We start from the raw sequence: 16,037 nt of genomic DNA, 5'->3' as shown, positions 1-16,037 counted from the left end.
TATGAATTCTCCTGACCTCAATATAGGCCAATCTGGGCCAGAATCGCGCCCTGTTATCCGTCAATTGGATGAGGGCGCGATCAATCGGATTGCTGCTGGCGAGGTGGTTGAACGCCCCGCTTCTGCGGTGAAAGAACTGGTTGAAAACGCTATCGATGCAGGTGCGCACCGTATCACTGTTGATTATGCCGATGGTGGCAAGACTTTGATCCGCGTAACTGATGATGGCTGTGGTATGACCGCCGATGATTTGCCGCTTGCGCTGTCACGTCATGCGACATCCAAGATTGACGGCACAGACCTGTTGAACATTCACACCTTTGGTTTTCGGGGCGAGGCGTTGCCATCGCTTGGTGCTGTTGGGCGTTTGAAAATCACGTCACGGGCCGAGGGTCATGACGGCGTTTCTTTGTCCATTTCGGGTGGACGCTTTGATCCAATCAAGCCTGCCGCCTTAACAAAGGGCACTGTTGTTGAGCTGCGTGATCTGTTTTTCGCTACGCCTGCACGGCTGAAATTTCTGCGCACAGACCGCGCCGAAGCCAAAGCTATTTCCGATGTGGTCAAACGTCTGGCGATGGCCGAACCGTTTGTGGGCTTTGTGTTACGTGATGTGTCGGGCGGAGGCGAAGGTCGCGTGACGTTTCGCGCTGATCCGCAAACGGGTGATATGTTCGATGCGCTGCACGGTCGACTGGCGACAGTCTTGGGTAAAGAGTTCGCTGAAAACGCGTTGGCGATTGATGCAGAACGCGAGGGTCTACATCTGACGGGCTATGCCGCTTTGCCAACCTATTCGCGTGGCTCTTCTGTGGCGCAGTTCTTGTTCGTCAACGGGCGCCCCGTGCAAGATCGGCTTTTGCTTGGGGCCTTGCGTGCCGCTTATTTTGACTATCTCAGTCGCGACCGTCATCCCGCTGCTTGCCTGTTTATCGACGTAGATCCGCACCGTGTGGATGTGAATGTGCACCCAGCCAAATCTGAAGTCCGATTTCGTGAACCTGCCGAGGCGCGCAGTTTGATCGTATCTGGTCTGCGGAACGCTCTGGCCGCCGCAGGGCACCGTGCCTCGACGACAGTTGCACAAGATACGTTGAAAGCTATGCAGCCAGAAACATCATTCTTGGGTCGTCAAAATCATCTTCAAGCCGATGATGCTGCACCGCGCATTTATCAAATGGATCGACGTGAATCCTCTGGTTATACAATGCCGCCGCGCCCATCCGCTGACAGTGTTCAAAGCAGCTATGAGTGGCAAGCGCCCGAGCGTGCTGATGTCCCTGGTTTTGCTGAAGTGGCCATGCCGTCTGCACGGGTTGAAGAGGTGGCACGTCAGCCCGCTGCTGAAAAACTGCCATTGGGCGCCGCGCGGGCTCAGGTGCATGAAAACTACATCATCGCGCAAACCGAAACAGGTATCGTGATTGTCGATCAACATGCCGCCCATGAGCGGCTGGTCTATGAGAAACTCAAGAAACTGATGGCCGAAAACGGTGTCGCATCGCAAGCGCTGCTGATTCCTGAAGTGATTGAGTTGGGCGTAAATGATGCTCAAACACTGCTTGATTTGGCGGATGATTTGGCTGGACTTGGTCTGGTGATCGAGGCCTTTGGCGCGGGAACTATTGCTGTGCGCGAAACGCCTGCCATCTTAGGCCGTGTCGATGCTTCAGCGATGATTTCGGATATATTGGATGAATTGGCAGACCTTGGTGACAGTCATACCGTGCAAGCTCGCATCGAGGCGGTGTTGTCACGCGTTGCCTGCCACGGGTCCATTCGCTCAGGGCGTTGGATGCGCGGCGAAGAAATGAACGCGCTGTTACGTGAGATGGAATCAACACCCCATTCGGGGCAGTGCAATCATGGTCGCCCGACCTATGTGGAGCTAAAGCTCTCCGATATTGAACGTTTGTTTGGACGCACATGATGATTTTAGACGATCCCCAAATACAGATCTATGCGCTGATTGGCGGCGTGGTGGTCTTCGTGATCATCTTGTTAATGCTGTGGTCTGTGTTGCGCAGCACGTCGAAATCTATGGCGCAAATGTCCATGCTCGGGCACCGCGTTGAGCAACTCTCGTCGAGCCAAGATCACTTGAGCGGTAGTCTTAACAGCGTGGCACAAACGCAAGCCATTGCGCAGAACCAGCTGACCAATTTGATGGAACAGCGCCTTGGTGAAGTGCAGCTGAATCTGCATGAAAACCTGTCGGCCTCGCAGCAGCGCACGGGGGAGAACCTCGCGAAGATGCAGCAGCAGATGTCGGATAATATGGCCGCGCAGCAACTCAAGCTGCAAGAGAACCTATCGCAAATGCAGATGCGCACTAACAACGCTATGACCGAAATGCAAGAGAAAATGGGGCAAAGCCTTATGGGCAGCGCCAAGCATACGGCGAGTTCGCTGGGCGAGTTGCAAGAGCGCTTGCAGACCATCGACAAAGCGCAGGCTAATATTGAAAAGCTGTCGGGCAATGTGTTGTCGCTGCAAGATATTTTGTCGAACAAGCAAACACGTGGCGCGTTTGGAGAAATCCAGCTTAACGATATCGTTGGCAAAGCTCTGCCAAAAGACAGCTATACTCTGCAAGCGACACTGTCGAACGGCAGACGTGCGGACTGTTTGATTCATTTGCCCAATCCTCCAGGATCGATTGTTGTCGATAGCAAGTTCCCGCTTGAGGCCTATGAGGCCCTACGGCGCGCAGGCACCCAATGGGAAGTGAATGAAGCGGCCAAGATGATGCGCACAGCTGTGAAAAAGCACGTCAATGATATTTCAACCAAGTATATCATTGAGGGCGAAACTGCTGGCGGTGCCTTGATGTTTTTGCCTTCTGAGGCTGTGTATGCTGAGTTGCATGCCAATTTTCCCGAGCTGGTACGTGAGGGGTTTGATAAACGTGTTTGGATTGTGTCACCCACCACCTGCATGGCGACGTTGCACACGATGCGCGCGATTCTAAAAGATGCGCGGATGCGTGAACAGGCAGGGTCTATCCGTAAAGAGCTGGCGCTTTTGGCGGGCGATGTGGATCGGCTTGGCACTCGTGTGGGCAATTTGGATCGCCATTTTGGTCAGGCGGCAAAAGACATCGAAGACATCAAGATTTCGGCAGACAAAGCTGGCAAGCGTGCGCACAGACTGGATCATTTTGATTTCGAGGAACTGGCTGCAGACACCCCGGCTGTGCAACCGACTGATGTGTTGCCGTTGACGCCTAAGGTCTGAGTGCATTTTTACCCTTAGGGAGTGCAAGGATTGAGGTTGCCAAGAAGCAGTCCGGAGGGCATCACTCCACCTATGGCAGTAGTAAAACGAACCCCCTTTATTTTGGTCATAGTGTTGTGGCTTAGCGGTGTCTTGGCGGCAGGCCAATTCGCTAAAATTTCGGTGACATTTCCCTATTTTCGCGAGGCGTTCTCGTCACATGGAGCAACGCTTGGGTTTCTCGTTTCGCTGGTTTCAACGGTTGGCTTGGTCTGCGGGCTATTTGCTGGCGCATTTGTCGCGAGAGTGGGCGCGCGTAAGCCGCTGGTTGCGGCGCTGTGTTTGGGCGCTGGTTTGTCGATTTATCAAAGCTCGATCCCAAGCTTTGCACCCTTTTTGATCAGTCGTTTGTTCGAGGGTCTTTCACATCTTTTGATTGTTGTCGCAGCTCCCACAGTTTTGGGGCAGGTTACGGAACCGCGTCATCGTGCCGTGACGATGGCGTCGTGGAGTACAGTTTTTGCTGTGTCCTTTGCTGTGTTCTCGTGGGGTGGGACCTCGCTTGTGGATCGCTTTGGGGTGCCTTTTTTGTTTTTGTGCCACGGCGTGGGCATGGTCGTTGCCGCGTTTGCTGTGTGGATTTTTCTGCCAAGTCACATCATCCCACGCTCGCCCGATCCATTGACGTTGCGGGCCATCGTGGCGCGCCATATCACGGCCTATACTTCACCTTGGATCGTAGCACCGGCGGCGGGTTGGTTTTTCTATGCAGCGGGATTTGTGGCACTGGTCACGGTCATGCCCGATTTCTTTACGCCAGAGCATCGTCATGCGTTGGTCGGCATTTTGCCTTTGTCTGCGCTGTGTGTCTCAATGACTTTGGGCATCGCTTTGGTGCGGCGTTTTACCTCTATCCCTGTTGTCATCGGGGGCTTTTGTATATCGATGGCCATGACACTGTCTTTGGCTTTTGGCGTGCCCGTGGAATGGGCTGGCATTGCGATTTTAGCGACGACAGGCCTTGCGCAAGCCGGTAGCTTTTCGGCCATTCCGGTTTTGAATGTCGCACCGCAGGACCAAGCTCTTGCCAATGGGGCACTGGCGCAGTTGGGCAATGCTGGCAATATGGTTGGCACGCCGCTGTTGATTCTGCTTACCAATGCCTTTGGTTTGAATGGGTTGATCATTTTTGCGGCCACAACATTTGGTTGTGGGGCTGTGATTCATCTATGGTTGGCACGGTTGCGCAGGGGCTGAGCCCGTTGAAAATATTTATAGAGACCACTCAAACAAAAGAACCGTTCAGTTTCCTGAACGGCTCTTTTAATTTAGTAAGCTGCTGAAGCTCTTAGCCTTGACGGGCTTTGAAGCGTGGCTGCGTTTTGTTGATCACATAAACGCGACCTTTACGGCGCACAATGCGACAATCGCGGTGCCGGCTTTTCAGCGAGCGGAGTGAGTTGCGAACTTTCATGTCCAGTCTCCTTATCGCGGCGCCTGCGTGCGCCAGTTAAAACCTATCTAACGGAACGATGGTGGGTATAACAAGGTTCGAACTTGTGACCCCTTCGATGTCAACGAAGTGCTCTACCACTGAGCTATACACCCATTTTCGTCCAAGGGAGTATTACGTTTTAATTGATCCGGCCACAAGGGTGTTAGCAATCAAAGCGTAGGTCTCTCCCACGTCAGTCCGAGGGCGTATAAAAGGAGTCGGAGCATTGATCAAGGGCTTTTGGAAAGGAAAATCGAAAGCTATAGTTTTCTGTGAAAGGGCAACGACATGAACAAGGTTCCTTATCGGCTATGCCGACCTGAAAAGCGCACGTCATGCGTTGTGTTTTCTTCGCCTCACAGTGGGTGCGAATATCCCTCTGACATGTTGAAACGCTCGATTTTAGACCCTTTTACGCTCAGGTCGTCCGAAGATGCCTATGTTGATCGGCTTTTTTCGGACACGCCCAGCTATGGCGCTATATTTTTAAATGCAACCTATCCAAGGGCTTGGGTCGATTTGAACAGAAGAAGTGACGAGCTGGACCCTGCATTGATTGATTCTGTTTTCGGGCGCGGGTTGAATGCGCGGGTATTGTCGGGCTTGGGTGTGATTCCCCGAGTGGTGGCGGGAGGGCGCGCGATTTACAGCGGCAAGCTTACGCGCGCAGAGGCCGATGTGCGCATCGCCCAAGTGTGGCAGCCATATCACTTAATGCTTGAGACGCTTTTGCGTGAAACCAAGACCCTTTTCGGTCAAGCGCTGTTGGTTGATTGCCATTCAATGCCGCGTGAAGCACTTAAACAGGTCAAAACGCCAAAGGGTGTGCGGCCCGAAATCGTGATCGGGGATCGTTATGGCGCCTCAGCGAGCAGCGCTTTGGTTGACGGGGTCGAGGCCGCGTTTCGCGCCGAAGGGTTTGAAGTGCTACGCAATGTGCCTTTTGCAGGAGCTTATATTTCTCAGCATTATGGGCGGCCAAGACAGCACCAACATTGTGTGCAAATTGAAATTGATCGTTCGCTTTATATGGATGAGAAAACTTTGATTCCCTTAAGCGCGTTTGATGACGTTAAACAAAGACTCAGCGGGGCTGCGCGGCGTATCACGCAATTGGATGCGGGACGATTACCTTTGGCGGCAGAATGATCAGCGTGCGAACTTGATGGCTACAAAGACCGGCCTTTGATGATCGCGTCCTTGCCAAATTTGCGGCGAATTTCGTCGCGGGCACGTTCCGCATCCGCGCGTTTACCCGCATCGGGATCAAGCATGTCAGCCGATAGATTCGCACCGTCGTCTGAGACGAGATTGCTGATGCCAACGCCGATTAACCGGAAAGGTCCCTCAGCGATGGCTTGGTCCAGTAACCCGCGTGCGGTGCGATAGATTTGATCCGCCAAATTCGTTGGACTGGATAACGTTAGGCGCCGAGTTAAAGACGTATGATTGGCGCGCTTCAGTTTTAACGTGACGACATGGCCCGCTTGCGCCTTTGTCTTGGCGCGATCAGAGACCTGTTCTGACAAGCGCCAAATATGTTTGTCGAGCACATCTATCGCCATGGTATCCGCTGAAAACGTGGTTTCTTTTGATATGGATTTAACGATTCGGCGTTGCGAAATCCGTCGCGCATCTAGACCGCGTGCCAGATGCCACAGATGGTCGCCCATCGATCCAAACCGGACATGCAAATCATCACGCTCCCATCGGCGTAAATCGGCAAAGGTGCGAATGCCTGCTTTCTCAAGCGAGGCTTGCCCGACTTTGCCAACACCCCAGATGAGTTTGATGGGTTTGTCCGCGAGAAAGCTTTCGGTTTCCGCCATCCCGATGACAGAAAACCCGCGTGGTTTATCCAAATCAGAGGCGATTTTGGCCAAGAACTTATTATGACTAAGGCCGATTGATCCGGTTAAGCCAAGCTCTTGCTGCATGCGTTTGACCAATCGCGCGAGCATCACAGCGGGCGGTGCGCCGTGCAGAGTTGCTGTGCCGCTCAGGTCCATGAATGCCTCATCCAAGGACAGGGGTTCGACCTTGGGCGTCAGCTCGTCCATCATTTCGCGAATGGCTTTGGAGGCCTCGCTATAGGCCGACATGCGGGGTGGGACGACCACGGCTTCTGGGCACAGTTGCAGGGCTTTAAACATGGGCATGGCAGACCGCACACCTTTGACGCGTGCGATGTAGCAGGCGGTCGATACAACCCCGCGTTTGCCGCCACCGATGATCACAGGTTTGTCGCGCAAATCAGGATTGTCGCGTTTTTCAACCGAAGCAAAAAAAGCGTCGCAGTCCATATGTGCGATGCTCAGTTCATACAGTTCAGGATGCGATAGTACGCGCGGTCGACCACAGGACGGGCAGCGCGCGCCAGCCTCAAAGGTGGTCAAACAATCACGGCACAGATTTGGCATCGAACCCTCGGTTTTGGACTGGCTGCTCTATACGTGCAGTTTGAATTTGGATAGACACTATCTAAATAGATACAAACAAACGAGTGGTGTAGTCATGATTGAATATGGAATTCCTGCGTTTTTAACAGGTGGTAATCTTGTGGTGCTGGCGATTGCCGCGTTTATCGTCTTGCTTGTCTTCAAGGGCGTGCGCATCGTGCCGCAATCTGAAAAGTTTGTTGTCGAACGTTTTGGTCGTTTGCGTACGGTGCTTGGACCTGGGATCAACTTTGTAATCCCTTTGATCGACCGCGTGGCGCATAAAATTTCCATTTTGGAACGCCAATTGCCCAATGCGATGCAAGACGCGATTACGTCTGACAACGCGCTGGTAAAAGTGGAAACCTCTGTGTTTTACCGTATCACTGAACCTGAGCGCACGGTGTACCGTATTCGCGATGTCGATGGCGCGATTGCCACGACTGTGGCCGGTGTTGTGCGTTCTGAGATCGGCAAGATGGAACTCGACCAAGTGCAATCGAACCGCTCTAGCCTGATCGAGACGATCAAAGCGCAGGTTGAAAGCGCCGTGGATGACTGGGGAATCGAAGTCACGCGGGCCGAGATTTTGGACGTAAACCTTGATGAGGCGACCCGCGCCGCGATGCTGCAACAGCTCAACGCCGAGCGCGCGCGTCGTGCAGCCGTGACCGAGGCCGAAGGGTCTAAGCGGTCTGTTGAATTGAACGCCGATGCACAACTCTATGCGGCTGAACAAATCGCCAAAGCGCGCCGTATTGAGGCGGATGCAGAGGCTTATGCAACGGCTGTTGTGGCCGAAGCGATCACCGAAAACGGCATTGAAGCCGCGCAATACCAAGTGGCGTTGAAACAGGTCGAGGCGCTGACAGCTGTCGGCAACGGCACAGGCAGTCAAACCGTGATCGTGCCTGCTGCGGCACTTGATGCCTTCGGTGATGCGTTTAAGTTGTTCGGAGGCAAGAAATAATGGATCCGATGACGCCAGTCGATATTTGGGCGCTTTGGTGGATTTGGGGCCTCGGGGCTGTTGCTTTGCTAGTGCTTGAAGTCTTTGCGCCGGGGTTCCTTTTTTTGGGATTTGGGGCAGGGGCGTCCGTTGTGGCGGCTCTTTTGGGGCTTGGCCTTGGGTCAGGCAACCCTGCGATCTTGGCGCTTATCTTTGCTGTTGTTTCGATGGCGGCATGGTATGTCATGCGCCGCATCTTTGGGGTGCGTAAAGGCCAAGTCAAAATCTGGGACAAAGACATCAACGATGACGTTTGAAGCCCCCTATGTCTAACGACGCTGTTGACGATTTTGATGGCGCGAAAATAGCAATCTTGCGCGGGGGAGATGTTTTGTCGCTTCTGCGCGATGATCAGCCTGACATAGCTTTTCCCAATCACTGGGACTTGCCGGGGGGCGGGCGCGAGGGTGACGAAACTCCGATCCAGACTGCTGCGCGTGAGCTGTTCGAAGAGTTGTCCGTGACGCTTGATCCAAGCAAAATTATTTATCATGCTAAAGAACGAAAATCATCGGCACAGCCAGATGTGGCTGTGCATTTTTTTGTCGCGCGTTGGGATGATCTGCCAGACAGTGGTATTACCTTGGGGGACGAGGGCCAGCGTTGGTGCTGGATGCCTGTATCAGAATATTTATCGCGCAAGGATTCGATTGAGCTGATACGCGCAAGATTGTCGCGCGCACTTATGACGCTCAATGAAAGGATTTAGGCGTTTTTGATCTCGTCCAAAATCGCCAAAGCCGCTTGGCGTGGATCGGCTGCTTGCCAAATAGGGCGGCCCACAACCATGTGATCGACCCCGTCTTTGATGGCCTGCGCAGGGGTTGCCACACGTTTTTGATCCCCAAGGGCAGCACCTGTTGGGCGCACACCAGGGGTGACGATCAATTTGCCTTCTGCTTCTGGCAGGGCGCGTACAAGGACAGCTTCTTGCGGGGAGCAAATCACACCATCTGCGCCAGCCCGTAAGGCATTGCCTGCGCGTTCTTGGACCAAATCTTTAATTTCGCCTGACTTGATCAATGCCCCATCCAAGTCAGCTCGATCCAAAGAGGTCAAAATGGTCACTGCCAAAATTTTCATGTCCGACCTTGACGCGCCTTGTTTAGCAGCTTCGACCACATAAGGGTCACCATGGACCGTCAGAAAATCGATATCAAACTGCGCTGTGCCGCGTACCGCGTTTTCCACCGTCGCGCCGATGTCAAAGAATTTCATGTCGAGAAAAATCTTTTTACCGTGCTCTTGTTTGAGTTCATTGGCCAAAGCCAGCCCGCCACCTGTGAGCATACCCAACCCGATTTTATAAAAGGATACTGCGTCACCAATCTGTTTGGCGACCTCAAGGCCTTTGATCACATTTGGAACATCGAGGGCTACGATTAGGCGGTCATCTGCGGGTGCGGTCATGGTCTGGCTCCTATGATTTGCACCTCTCATATTGCCATCACTGACATGAGACAAGCCGTGGGCATTATAACATGTCACTGAACCTCTGACATTGAGCCATATCAGGGCGCAAACTTCTCGTATTTGTGATCTTGAATTGGGGCCGAGTGCCAACCACATAAAGATCAAGGTTCCACCGCAAAGCGCGCCGCATTTGGGCGCTGTGCATTTGGGACGCTTATTTGAAAGGATACGATGATGGACATGGAAAAGTTCACAGAACGCTCACGCGGGTTTTTGCAGGCTGCACAAACCATTGCAATGCGCGAAAGCCACCAAAAATTAAGCCCTGAGCATTTGCTTAAAGCGCTTTTGGATGATCCCGAAGGACTCGCCTCTGGACTGATCACCAGCGCTGGCGGCGATGCGAAAGTCGTGACTGAAGTCGTCGACACAGCGCTGGCCAAAGTACCGCGCGTCTCTGGCGATGCAGGGCAAACTTATATGGATCAATCCACCGCCAAGGTGCTGGATGAGGCCGAGAAAATCGCCACCAAAGCAGGTGACAGCTTTGTCCCTGTTGAGCGCATCTTAACGGCGCTTGCTGTGGTAAAATCTGCCGCGAAAGACGCACTTGTGGGGGGCGGCATCACGGCGATGAAACTCAATGCCGCGATCAATGATATCCGCAAAGGCCGCACGGCTGATAGTGCCTCGGCTGAAGACGGCTATGACGCGTTGAAAAAATACGCACGCGATCTGACTGAGGCCGCCGAAGAGGGCAAAATCGACCCTATTATTGGTCGTGATGAAGAAATCCGCCGCGCCATGCAGGTCTTGTCACGTCGTACCAAAAATAACCCTGTTTTGATCGGGGAGCCGGGCGTGGGTAAAACCGCGATCGCTGAAGGTCTCGCCCTGCGCATCATTGATGGCGATGTGCCTGAATCCCTGCGCAACAAGAAACTGATGGCGCTTGATATGGGCGCGCTGATTGCGGGTGCAAAATATCGTGGTGAATTCGAAGAGCGGCTCAAATCGATTTTGAAAGAGATCGAAGCGGCCTCTGGCGAAATCATTCTGTTCATCGATGAAATGCACACGCTTGTTGGCGCAGGCAAAAGTGATGGCGCGATGGATGCGGCCAACCTGATCAAGCCTGCGCTGGCGCGTGGCGAGCTGCATTGTATCGGCGCGACCACTTTGGACGAATATCGCAAATACGTCGAAAAAGACGCGGCCTTGGCACGGCGTTTCCAACCAATCATGGTTGAAGAACCAACTGTCGAAGATACGATATCCATTTTACGCGGCATTAAAGAAAAATACGAAGTGCACCACGGTGTGCGGATTTCGGACGCAGCATTGGTGGCGGCAGCAACGCTGTCGCATCGTTACATCACGGATCGGTTTTTGCCGGACAAAGCTATCGATTTGATCGACGAGGCTGGCAGTCGATTGCGTATGGAAGTGGACAGCAAGCCAGAAGAGCTGGACCAGTTGGATCGCCAAATTTTGCAGCTTCAGATCGAGGCCATGGCATTGTCTAAAGAAGATGATGCTGCCTCCAAAGATCGTTTGGAAAAACTTGAAAAAGAGCTGGCTGATTTGCAGGAAAAATCCGCAGGCATGACGGCCAAATGGCAAGCGGAACGTGACAAGCTGGAAGGCACACGTGACATTAAAGAAAAACTGGATCGTGCGCGCGCTGATTTGGAAATCGCCAAACGCGAAGGCAACTTGGCCAAAGCGGGCGAGCTGTCTTACGGTGTGATCCCGCAGCTGGAAAAACAGGTCGAATCCGCAGAGGGTCACGAGGCTCAAGACCTTTTGGTCGAGGAAGCCGTGCGCCCTGAGCAAATCGCAGAAGTGGTCGAGCGTTGGACGGGGATTCCGACTTCTAAGATGCTCGAAGGCGACCGCGAAAAATTGTTGCGCATGGAAGACGCGTTGCACAATCGCGTCATCGGTCAACACAGTGCGGTGCGTGCTGTCGCCAATGCTGTGCGCCGCGCGCGTGCTGGTTTGAACGACGAGAACCGTCCTTTGGGATCGTTCTTATTTCTTGGGCCAACGGGTGTGGGTAAAACCGAGCTGACCAAAGCCGTCGCCGAGTTCTTGTTCGACGATGACAATGCGATGGTTCGGATTGATATGTCCGAGTTCATGGAAAAGCACGCTGTGTCGCGTTTGATCGGGGCGCCTCCCGGCTATGTCGGTTATGACGAAGGTGGCGTTTTGACCGAAGCTGTGCGGCGCAGGCCTTATCAGGTGGTTCTGTTCGACGAAGTTGAAAAAGCACATCCTGATGTGTTCAACGTGTTGTTGCAGGTGCTTGATGACGGTGTGTTGACAGACGGCCAAGGGCGAACTGTGGATTTCAAGCAAACGCTGATCATCCTTACGTCGAACCTTGGGGCGCAGGCGCTGAGTCAAATGCCTGATGGGGCTGATCCTGCGGCGGCGAAACGCGATGTCATGGATGCCGTGCGCGCCCATTTCCGGCCTGAGTTCTTGAACCGTTTGGATGAAACCATCATCTTTGATCGCTTGGCGCGGGCCGATATGGGGGGCATCGTTCAGATCCAGCTTGGGCTCTTGGACAAACGCCTTGCGCGACGCAACATGTCTATCGTGCTTGATGATGGGGCCAAAGCTTGGCTTGCGGATGAGGGGTATGATCCTGTGTTTGGGGCGCGTCCGCTTAAACGGGTGATTCAACGTGCTTTGCAAGATCCGCTTGCAGAACGATTGTTGGCTGGCGACCTCAAAGATGGCGAGGCCATCGAGGTCACAGCGGGTGCTGATGGGTTGATCATCGGCGATCGCAAGGGGGCTTCAAATCGCCCAAAGCCAGATGACGCGATTGTTCATTAAACATTGATCGAATACAGCTATACTGAAAGGCGGCTCTACAAAGAGCCGCCTTTTTCGTGTGATATTCATTGGTGACAATCTGTTCTTATCTTGCATGCGAAAGTATGCTGAAAAAATAGGCAGATTTGAGGGCTGGATAGCGCTAACAGAGTTGTCTCTTATTTTATTTATGGCAGGGTCGCGCCAATACAAATCGGGTTAGGAAAGTAATATGTGGAGTTGGGCAATGGGTGCGCTGCAAGTGATGGCGCTGTTTTTTGTCTTTGTGTTAGGTGCCGTGGTGCTAGGCGCGATAGTGTTGTATGTGTTTGATAAGCGGCAAACACGCGATGCAGTTTTGCGCAACTATCCAGTCATTGGGCATTTTCGCAGCCTGTTCACTGAATTGGGCGAATTCTTTCGTCAGTATTTTTTTGCGATGGACCGCGAAGAATTACCGTTCAATCGGGCGCAACGTGATTGGATTTATCGCGCGGCGGATAAAAAAGGCAATACCATTGCGTTCGGGTCCACGCGGAACCTGTCTGTGCCCGGCACGACTATTTTCGCCAATGCAACCTTTCCACCGCTTGACGATCAATTCGCGACCACGGACCCGATGGTTATTGGTGAAAATTGCCGAACTCCCTTTACCGCGAATTCAATTTTCAACATCTCTGGCATGTCTTTTGGTGCAATTTCAAAGCCTGCGGTCTTGGCTTTATCCAGAGGTGCCAAAGAAGCTGGCATTTGGCTCAACACAGGCGAAGGCGGGTTGTCCCCGTTTCACCTCGAGGGCGGCGCTGATTTGGTCTATCAAATCGGCACTGCAAAATACGGCATCCGCGACGAGGCTGGCAATCTTGATGACGATAAATTGCGTGCCATGGCCGCGCATGAAACTGTTCGCATGTTTGAGATCAAGCTGAGCCAAGGCGCGAAGCCGGGTAAAGGCGGTATTTTGCCCGCCGCCAAAATCACGCCTGAGATTGCGCAAATCCGTGGGTTGAAACCAGGCGAGGACGGTATTTCGCCCAATCGTCACCGCGAAGTCGATGACTTCGGTGATCTGTTGGATTTCATCGGCCATATCCGTGAGGTTACAGGCAAACCTGTTGGATTTAAATTTGTGGTTGGTTCGTCGCGGCCATGGGACAAATTCTTTGCCTTGATCAAAGAGCGCGGAGTTGATTCAGCGCCAGACTTTATCACCATCGATGGTGGTGAAGGCGGCACGGGCGCTGCGCCAATGCCCCTGATGGATTTGGTTGGCATGCCAATCAAAGAGTCTTTGATCCGTATCGTTGATTTGCGTGACAAATACGGATTGCATGATCGCATTCGGATTATTGCTGGCGGTAAGCTGGTGAACCCCGCGGACTTGGCTTGGGCTATTTGTGCAGGCGCGGATTTCGTATGTTCTGCGCGTGGTTTTATGTTTAGCCTTGGCTGCATTCAGGCGTTGAAGTGCAACAAAAATACTTGCCCAACAGGTATCACGACACACGACCCGCATTTACAAGGCGGCTTGGTTGTCGAAGACAAATACAAAAAAGTGGCTGCTTATGCTGTTGCGTCAATAAAGGAGCTTGAAACCATTGCGCATTCGGTTGGCGTGCTTGAACCGCGCCAAATGCGTCGTCATCATGTTAGGATTGTACAGGCGGATGGCACGTCCCGAGAGTTAGAGCGCATTGTGCCAAGTTACAAAGAGTCAACGAAGACGTGACATGAGTTTGCTTTGAGAAATGTGCGTGTCGGGCTATCTATAACGAAATCACCGTGGAGAGCCCGTCATGACATTTAAAAGCGACCTAAAGTATTCAGCTATTACGCCGGAAAGCACCTACCTCAATCGCCGCAGCTTAATGAGTGGTTTGGTTGGAGGAGGCGCCGCACTTGGTGCTGGGTTGCTTGGGGCATCACCTGCACGCGCACAAGATGCGCCTGATTTCGAAATTAACGGGTTCGATACGACTGAAAAGCCAAACACATTTGAAGAGATTACGTCCTATAATAACTTCTATGAGTTCGGCACAGGCAAAGAAGATCCTGCGAAGAATGCGCATACCCTGACGACTGATCCGTGGGCTGTGGAAATCGACGGTTTGGTTGATCGTCCTGGTTCCTATGATCTTGCGGATATTTTGGCCAAGGTGGATATCGACGAACGTATCTATCGTTTCCGTTGTGTCGAAGCTTGGTCGATGGTTATCCCTTGGAATGGGTTTGAGTTGAACCAGCTGTTAAACTTGGCGGGCATTCAGTCCACTGCTAAATACGTGCGCTTTGAAACACTGTTTCGCCCTGAGGAAATGCCAGGTCAAAAACGTGCCCTGCTGGATTGGCCTTACGTTGAAGGATTGCGCCTTGATGAGGCGATGCATCCTTTGACGCTTATGGCGACGGGTCTGTATGGTAAGGAGCTGCCAAATCAAAATGGTGCGCCACTGCGTTTGGTCGTGCCTTGGAAATATGGTTTCAAATCTATCAAATCGATCGTGAAGATCACACTGACAGACACCCAGCCCCTCAATACATGGAAATCGATCAACGCGAGAGAGTATGGCTTCTACTCGAACGTTAACCCAGAAGTCAGCCACCCGCGTTGGACACAATCCTCCGAGCGCCGCATCGGCGGGGGTCTATTTGCCAATCGACTGCAAACGGTCAAATTCAATGGTTACGAAGAGCAGGTCGGCGATCTCTACAAAGATCTTGATCTCACAAAAAACTACTAAGCCATTTCGTATCAACAGGGGCGGCGGCTGCTGCCTCTTTTATATTGCTTCGCACAAGGACCTCAGATGACTTCTTTCACGCAAACCAAACAAACCATTGCCCAAGCCGTGAACGGGGTTTTGCGTCGCGTTCCTGCGTGGCCACTTTATATTGTCGCTGTGATCCCTCCGGTCTTCATGTTTTTTGCGGCCTTGAATGGAAAGCTTGGCGTCGATCCCGTCAAATCGCTTGAGCATGAAATGGGGGAGCTGGGGCTTCAAGTTTTGATTGCTGTGCTGGCGATCTCTCCGCTGCGGCGTCTTACGGGTATCAGCCTGATCAAGTTTCGCCGTGCACTTGGGCTAATCGGGTTCTTCTACATTTTCTTACATTTGTTGGTCTGGTTGGTTCTGGATGTGCAGATCGTTGACCAAATCGTAAAAGACATCATCAAGCGCCCCTATATTACCATCGGGATGGCAGCTTTCGTGTTGATGATCCCTTTGGCGATCACATCGAACAATTGGTCACTGCGTAGGCTTGGCCCCAAATGGCGTAGCCTACACAAACTCACTTACCCTGCGGTCATACTGGGCGGGGTTCATTTCGTTTGGTTGGTCAAAGGCTGGCAGCTTGAGCCATTGATCTATTTGGCTGTTATCTTGGGGTTGTTAGCATTGCGGGTGAAACCCAAACGGCGCGTGGCAAGATCCTGATCAAGGCGAATGCCTGCGGATTCGCACAGCGTATAGGTGGCGAGTGGCATTTGACATGGCGCGTCACTACATATGGTGGGTGAACTGTTCGCGACAACAAGCTTGGATCAAGCGAAAGCCTGAGGTTGAGGTGCGATTGTGCAGAAGTCCATTTTTTATTGTTGCTTTTCAGACTGTTACGCATTTTTTCAAGAAAG

General features: G+C 52.6%; 14 protein-coding genes and 1 tRNA gene. 11 read left to right on the top strand and 4 right to left on the bottom strand.

From position 1 onward, the window contains the following. Position 1: 1 nt before the first annotated feature. The 3 genes from mutL to KO503_RS07780 all read left to right on the top strand — a co-directional run bounded on the left by mutL (position 2) and on the right by KO503_RS07780 (position 4,473). Positions 2-1,930, top strand: coding sequence for a DNA mismatch repair endonuclease MutL (gene mutL, locus KO503_RS07790; RefSeq protein WP_215990991.1), 1,929 nt, complete (start codon positions 2-4; stop codon positions 1,928-1,930). Then, positions 1,930-3,237: a DNA recombination protein RmuC gene (locus KO503_RS07785; protein ID WP_252731005.1), complete on the top strand. Its 1,308-nt coding sequence runs from the start codon at positions 1,930-1,932 to the stop codon at positions 3,235-3,237. Before mutL ends, KO503_RS07785 begins: the two co-directional genes overlap by 1 nt. A gap of 72 nt (positions 3,238-3,309) precedes the next feature. Further along, the gene (locus tag KO503_RS07780; protein WP_215990989.1) at positions 3,310-4,473 is read left to right on the top strand and encodes an MFS transporter; all 1,164 of its coding nucleotides are present in this window, start codon (positions 3,310-3,312) and stop codon (positions 4,471-4,473) included. A gap of 91 nt (positions 4,474-4,564) precedes the next feature. Here KO503_RS07780 and ykgO read toward each other — a convergent pair whose 3' ends face one another. Together ykgO and KO503_RS07770 are read right to left on the bottom strand one after the other, a co-directional pair. Beyond that, positions 4,565-4,690 carry a type B 50S ribosomal protein L36 gene (gene ykgO, locus KO503_RS07775; protein ID WP_085850311.1) on the bottom strand — a complete coding sequence of 42 codons (126 nt, stop codon included), beginning with the start codon at positions 4,688-4,690 and terminating at the stop codon, positions 4,565-4,567. Between the two features lie 59 nt (positions 4,691-4,749). Beyond that, positions 4,750-4,824: transfer RNA gene (locus KO503_RS07770), tRNA-Val, on the bottom strand. A gap of 175 nt (positions 4,825-4,999) precedes the next feature. On the opposite strand from KO503_RS07770, the gene KO503_RS07765 reads away from it, so the two are divergent. Further along, positions 5,000-5,860 carry an N-formylglutamate amidohydrolase gene (locus tag KO503_RS07765; RefSeq protein ID WP_215990988.1) on the top strand — a complete coding sequence of 287 codons (861 nt, stop codon included), beginning with the start codon at positions 5,000-5,002 and terminating at the stop codon, positions 5,858-5,860. Positions 5,861-5,880: 20 nt separating this feature from the next. On the opposite strand, the gene KO503_RS07760 is transcribed toward KO503_RS07765, so the two are convergent. After that, positions 5,881-7,131, bottom strand: a complete 1,251-nt coding sequence (locus KO503_RS07760; protein ID WP_215990987.1) for a DNA polymerase IV — start codon at positions 7,129-7,131, stop codon at positions 5,881-5,883. Between the two features lie 94 nt (positions 7,132-7,225). On the opposite strand from KO503_RS07760, the gene KO503_RS07755 reads away from it, so the two are divergent. From KO503_RS07755 to KO503_RS07745, 3 genes are read left to right on the top strand one after another with little or no spacing between them, the layout of a single operon-like run. Beyond that, on the top strand, positions 7,226-8,119 hold the full coding sequence (locus KO503_RS07755) for an SPFH domain-containing protein (protein ID WP_215990986.1): 894 nt from the start codon (positions 7,226-7,228) through the stop codon (positions 8,117-8,119). Then, positions 8,119-8,415 carry an NfeD family protein gene (locus tag KO503_RS07750; protein WP_354667579.1) on the top strand — a complete coding sequence of 99 codons (297 nt, stop codon included), beginning with the start codon at positions 8,119-8,121 and terminating at the stop codon, positions 8,413-8,415. The genes KO503_RS07755 and KO503_RS07750 overlap by 1 nt, the downstream gene beginning before the upstream one ends. An 8-nt stretch (positions 8,416-8,423) precedes the next feature. Beyond that, the gene (locus KO503_RS07745; protein WP_215990985.1) at positions 8,424-8,867 is read left to right on the top strand and encodes an NUDIX domain-containing protein; all 444 of its coding nucleotides are present in this window, start codon (positions 8,424-8,426) and stop codon (positions 8,865-8,867) included. Here KO503_RS07745 and pyrF read toward each other — a convergent pair. Continuing rightward, complete coding sequence (gene pyrF, locus KO503_RS07740; protein WP_215990984.1) at positions 8,864-9,568, bottom strand: orotidine-5'-phosphate decarboxylase; 705 nt, start codon at positions 9,566-9,568, stop codon at positions 8,864-8,866. The two genes, KO503_RS07745 and pyrF, sit on opposite strands and share 4 nt — an antisense overlap. 237 nt (positions 9,569-9,805) lie before the next feature. On the opposite strand from pyrF, the gene clpB reads away from it, so the two are divergent. From clpB to msrQ, 4 genes are all read left to right on the top strand, one after another. Continuing rightward, positions 9,806-12,424 (top strand): ATP-dependent chaperone ClpB, encoded by a 2,619-nt coding sequence (gene clpB, locus KO503_RS07735; protein ID WP_215990983.1) that lies wholly within the window; start codon positions 9,806-9,808, stop codon positions 12,422-12,424. 211 nt (positions 12,425-12,635) lie between these two features. Continuing rightward, entirely contained in the window at positions 12,636-14,132 is a 1,497-nt protein-coding gene (locus tag KO503_RS07730; protein ID WP_252730994.1) for an FMN-binding glutamate synthase family protein, read from the top strand. Between the two features lie 67 nt (positions 14,133-14,199). Then, positions 14,200-15,144, top strand: coding sequence for a protein-methionine-sulfoxide reductase catalytic subunit MsrP (msrP, locus tag KO503_RS07725; protein WP_215990982.1), 945 nt, complete (start codon positions 14,200-14,202; stop codon positions 15,142-15,144). Between the two features lie 66 nt (positions 15,145-15,210). After that, entirely contained in the window at positions 15,211-15,840 is a 630-nt protein-coding gene (gene msrQ / locus KO503_RS07720) for a protein-methionine-sulfoxide reductase heme-binding subunit MsrQ (protein WP_215990981.1), read from the top strand. Positions 15,841-16,037 lie beyond the last annotated feature (197 nt).

This window comes from Pacificibacter marinus, from assembly GCF_018860505.1.
Lineage (GTDB): Bacteria > Pseudomonadota > Alphaproteobacteria > Rhodobacterales > Rhodobacteraceae > Celeribacter > Celeribacter marinus_B.
The sequence above is the reverse complement of the archived record's forward strand: the minus strand, read 5'-3'. Positions and strand labels throughout refer to the sequence as shown.

Excerpts from the sequence above, each read along its gene's own strand:
- clpB (WP_215990983.1), top strand. The coding sequence starts at position 9,806 with ATGGACATGGAAAAGTTCACAGAACGCTCACGCGGGTTTTTGCAGGCT.
- msrP (WP_215990982.1), top strand. The coding sequence starts at position 14,200 with ATGACATTTAAAAGCGACCTAAAGTATTCAGCTATTACGCCGGAAAGC.
- KO503_RS07765 (WP_215990988.1), top strand. The coding sequence starts at position 5,000 with ATGAACAAGGTTCCTTATCGGCTATGCCGACCTGAAAAGCGCACGTCA.
- KO503_RS07750 (WP_354667579.1), top strand. The coding sequence starts at position 8,119 with ATGGATCCGATGACGCCAGTCGATATTTGGGCGCTTTGGTGGATTTGG.
- KO503_RS07745 (WP_215990985.1), top strand. The coding sequence starts at position 8,424 with ATGTCTAACGACGCTGTTGACGATTTTGATGGCGCGAAAATAGCAATC.
- ykgO (WP_085850311.1), bottom strand. The coding sequence starts at position 4,690 with ATGAAAGTTCGCAACTCACTCCGCTCGCTGAAAAGCCGGCACCGCGAT.
- mutL (WP_215990991.1), top strand. The coding sequence starts at position 2 with ATGAATTCTCCTGACCTCAATATAGGCCAATCTGGGCCAGAATCGCGC.
- pyrF (WP_215990984.1), bottom strand. The coding sequence starts at position 9,568 with ATGACCGCACCCGCAGATGACCGCCTAATCGTAGCCCTCGATGTTCCA.
- KO503_RS07730 (WP_252730994.1), top strand. The coding sequence starts at position 12,636 with ATGTGGAGTTGGGCAATGGGTGCGCTGCAAGTGATGGCGCTGTTTTTT.
- msrQ (WP_215990981.1), top strand. The coding sequence starts at position 15,211 with ATGACTTCTTTCACGCAAACCAAACAAACCATTGCCCAAGCCGTGAAC.
- KO503_RS07785 (WP_252731005.1), top strand. The coding sequence starts at position 1,930 with ATGATTTTAGACGATCCCCAAATACAGATCTATGCGCTGATTGGCGGC.
- KO503_RS07755 (WP_215990986.1), top strand. The coding sequence starts at position 7,226 with ATGATTGAATATGGAATTCCTGCGTTTTTAACAGGTGGTAATCTTGTG.
- KO503_RS07780 (WP_215990989.1), top strand. The coding sequence starts at position 3,310 with ATGGCAGTAGTAAAACGAACCCCCTTTATTTTGGTCATAGTGTTGTGG.
- KO503_RS07760 (WP_215990987.1), bottom strand. The coding sequence starts at position 7,131 with ATGCCAAATCTGTGCCGTGATTGTTTGACCACCTTTGAGGCTGGCGCG.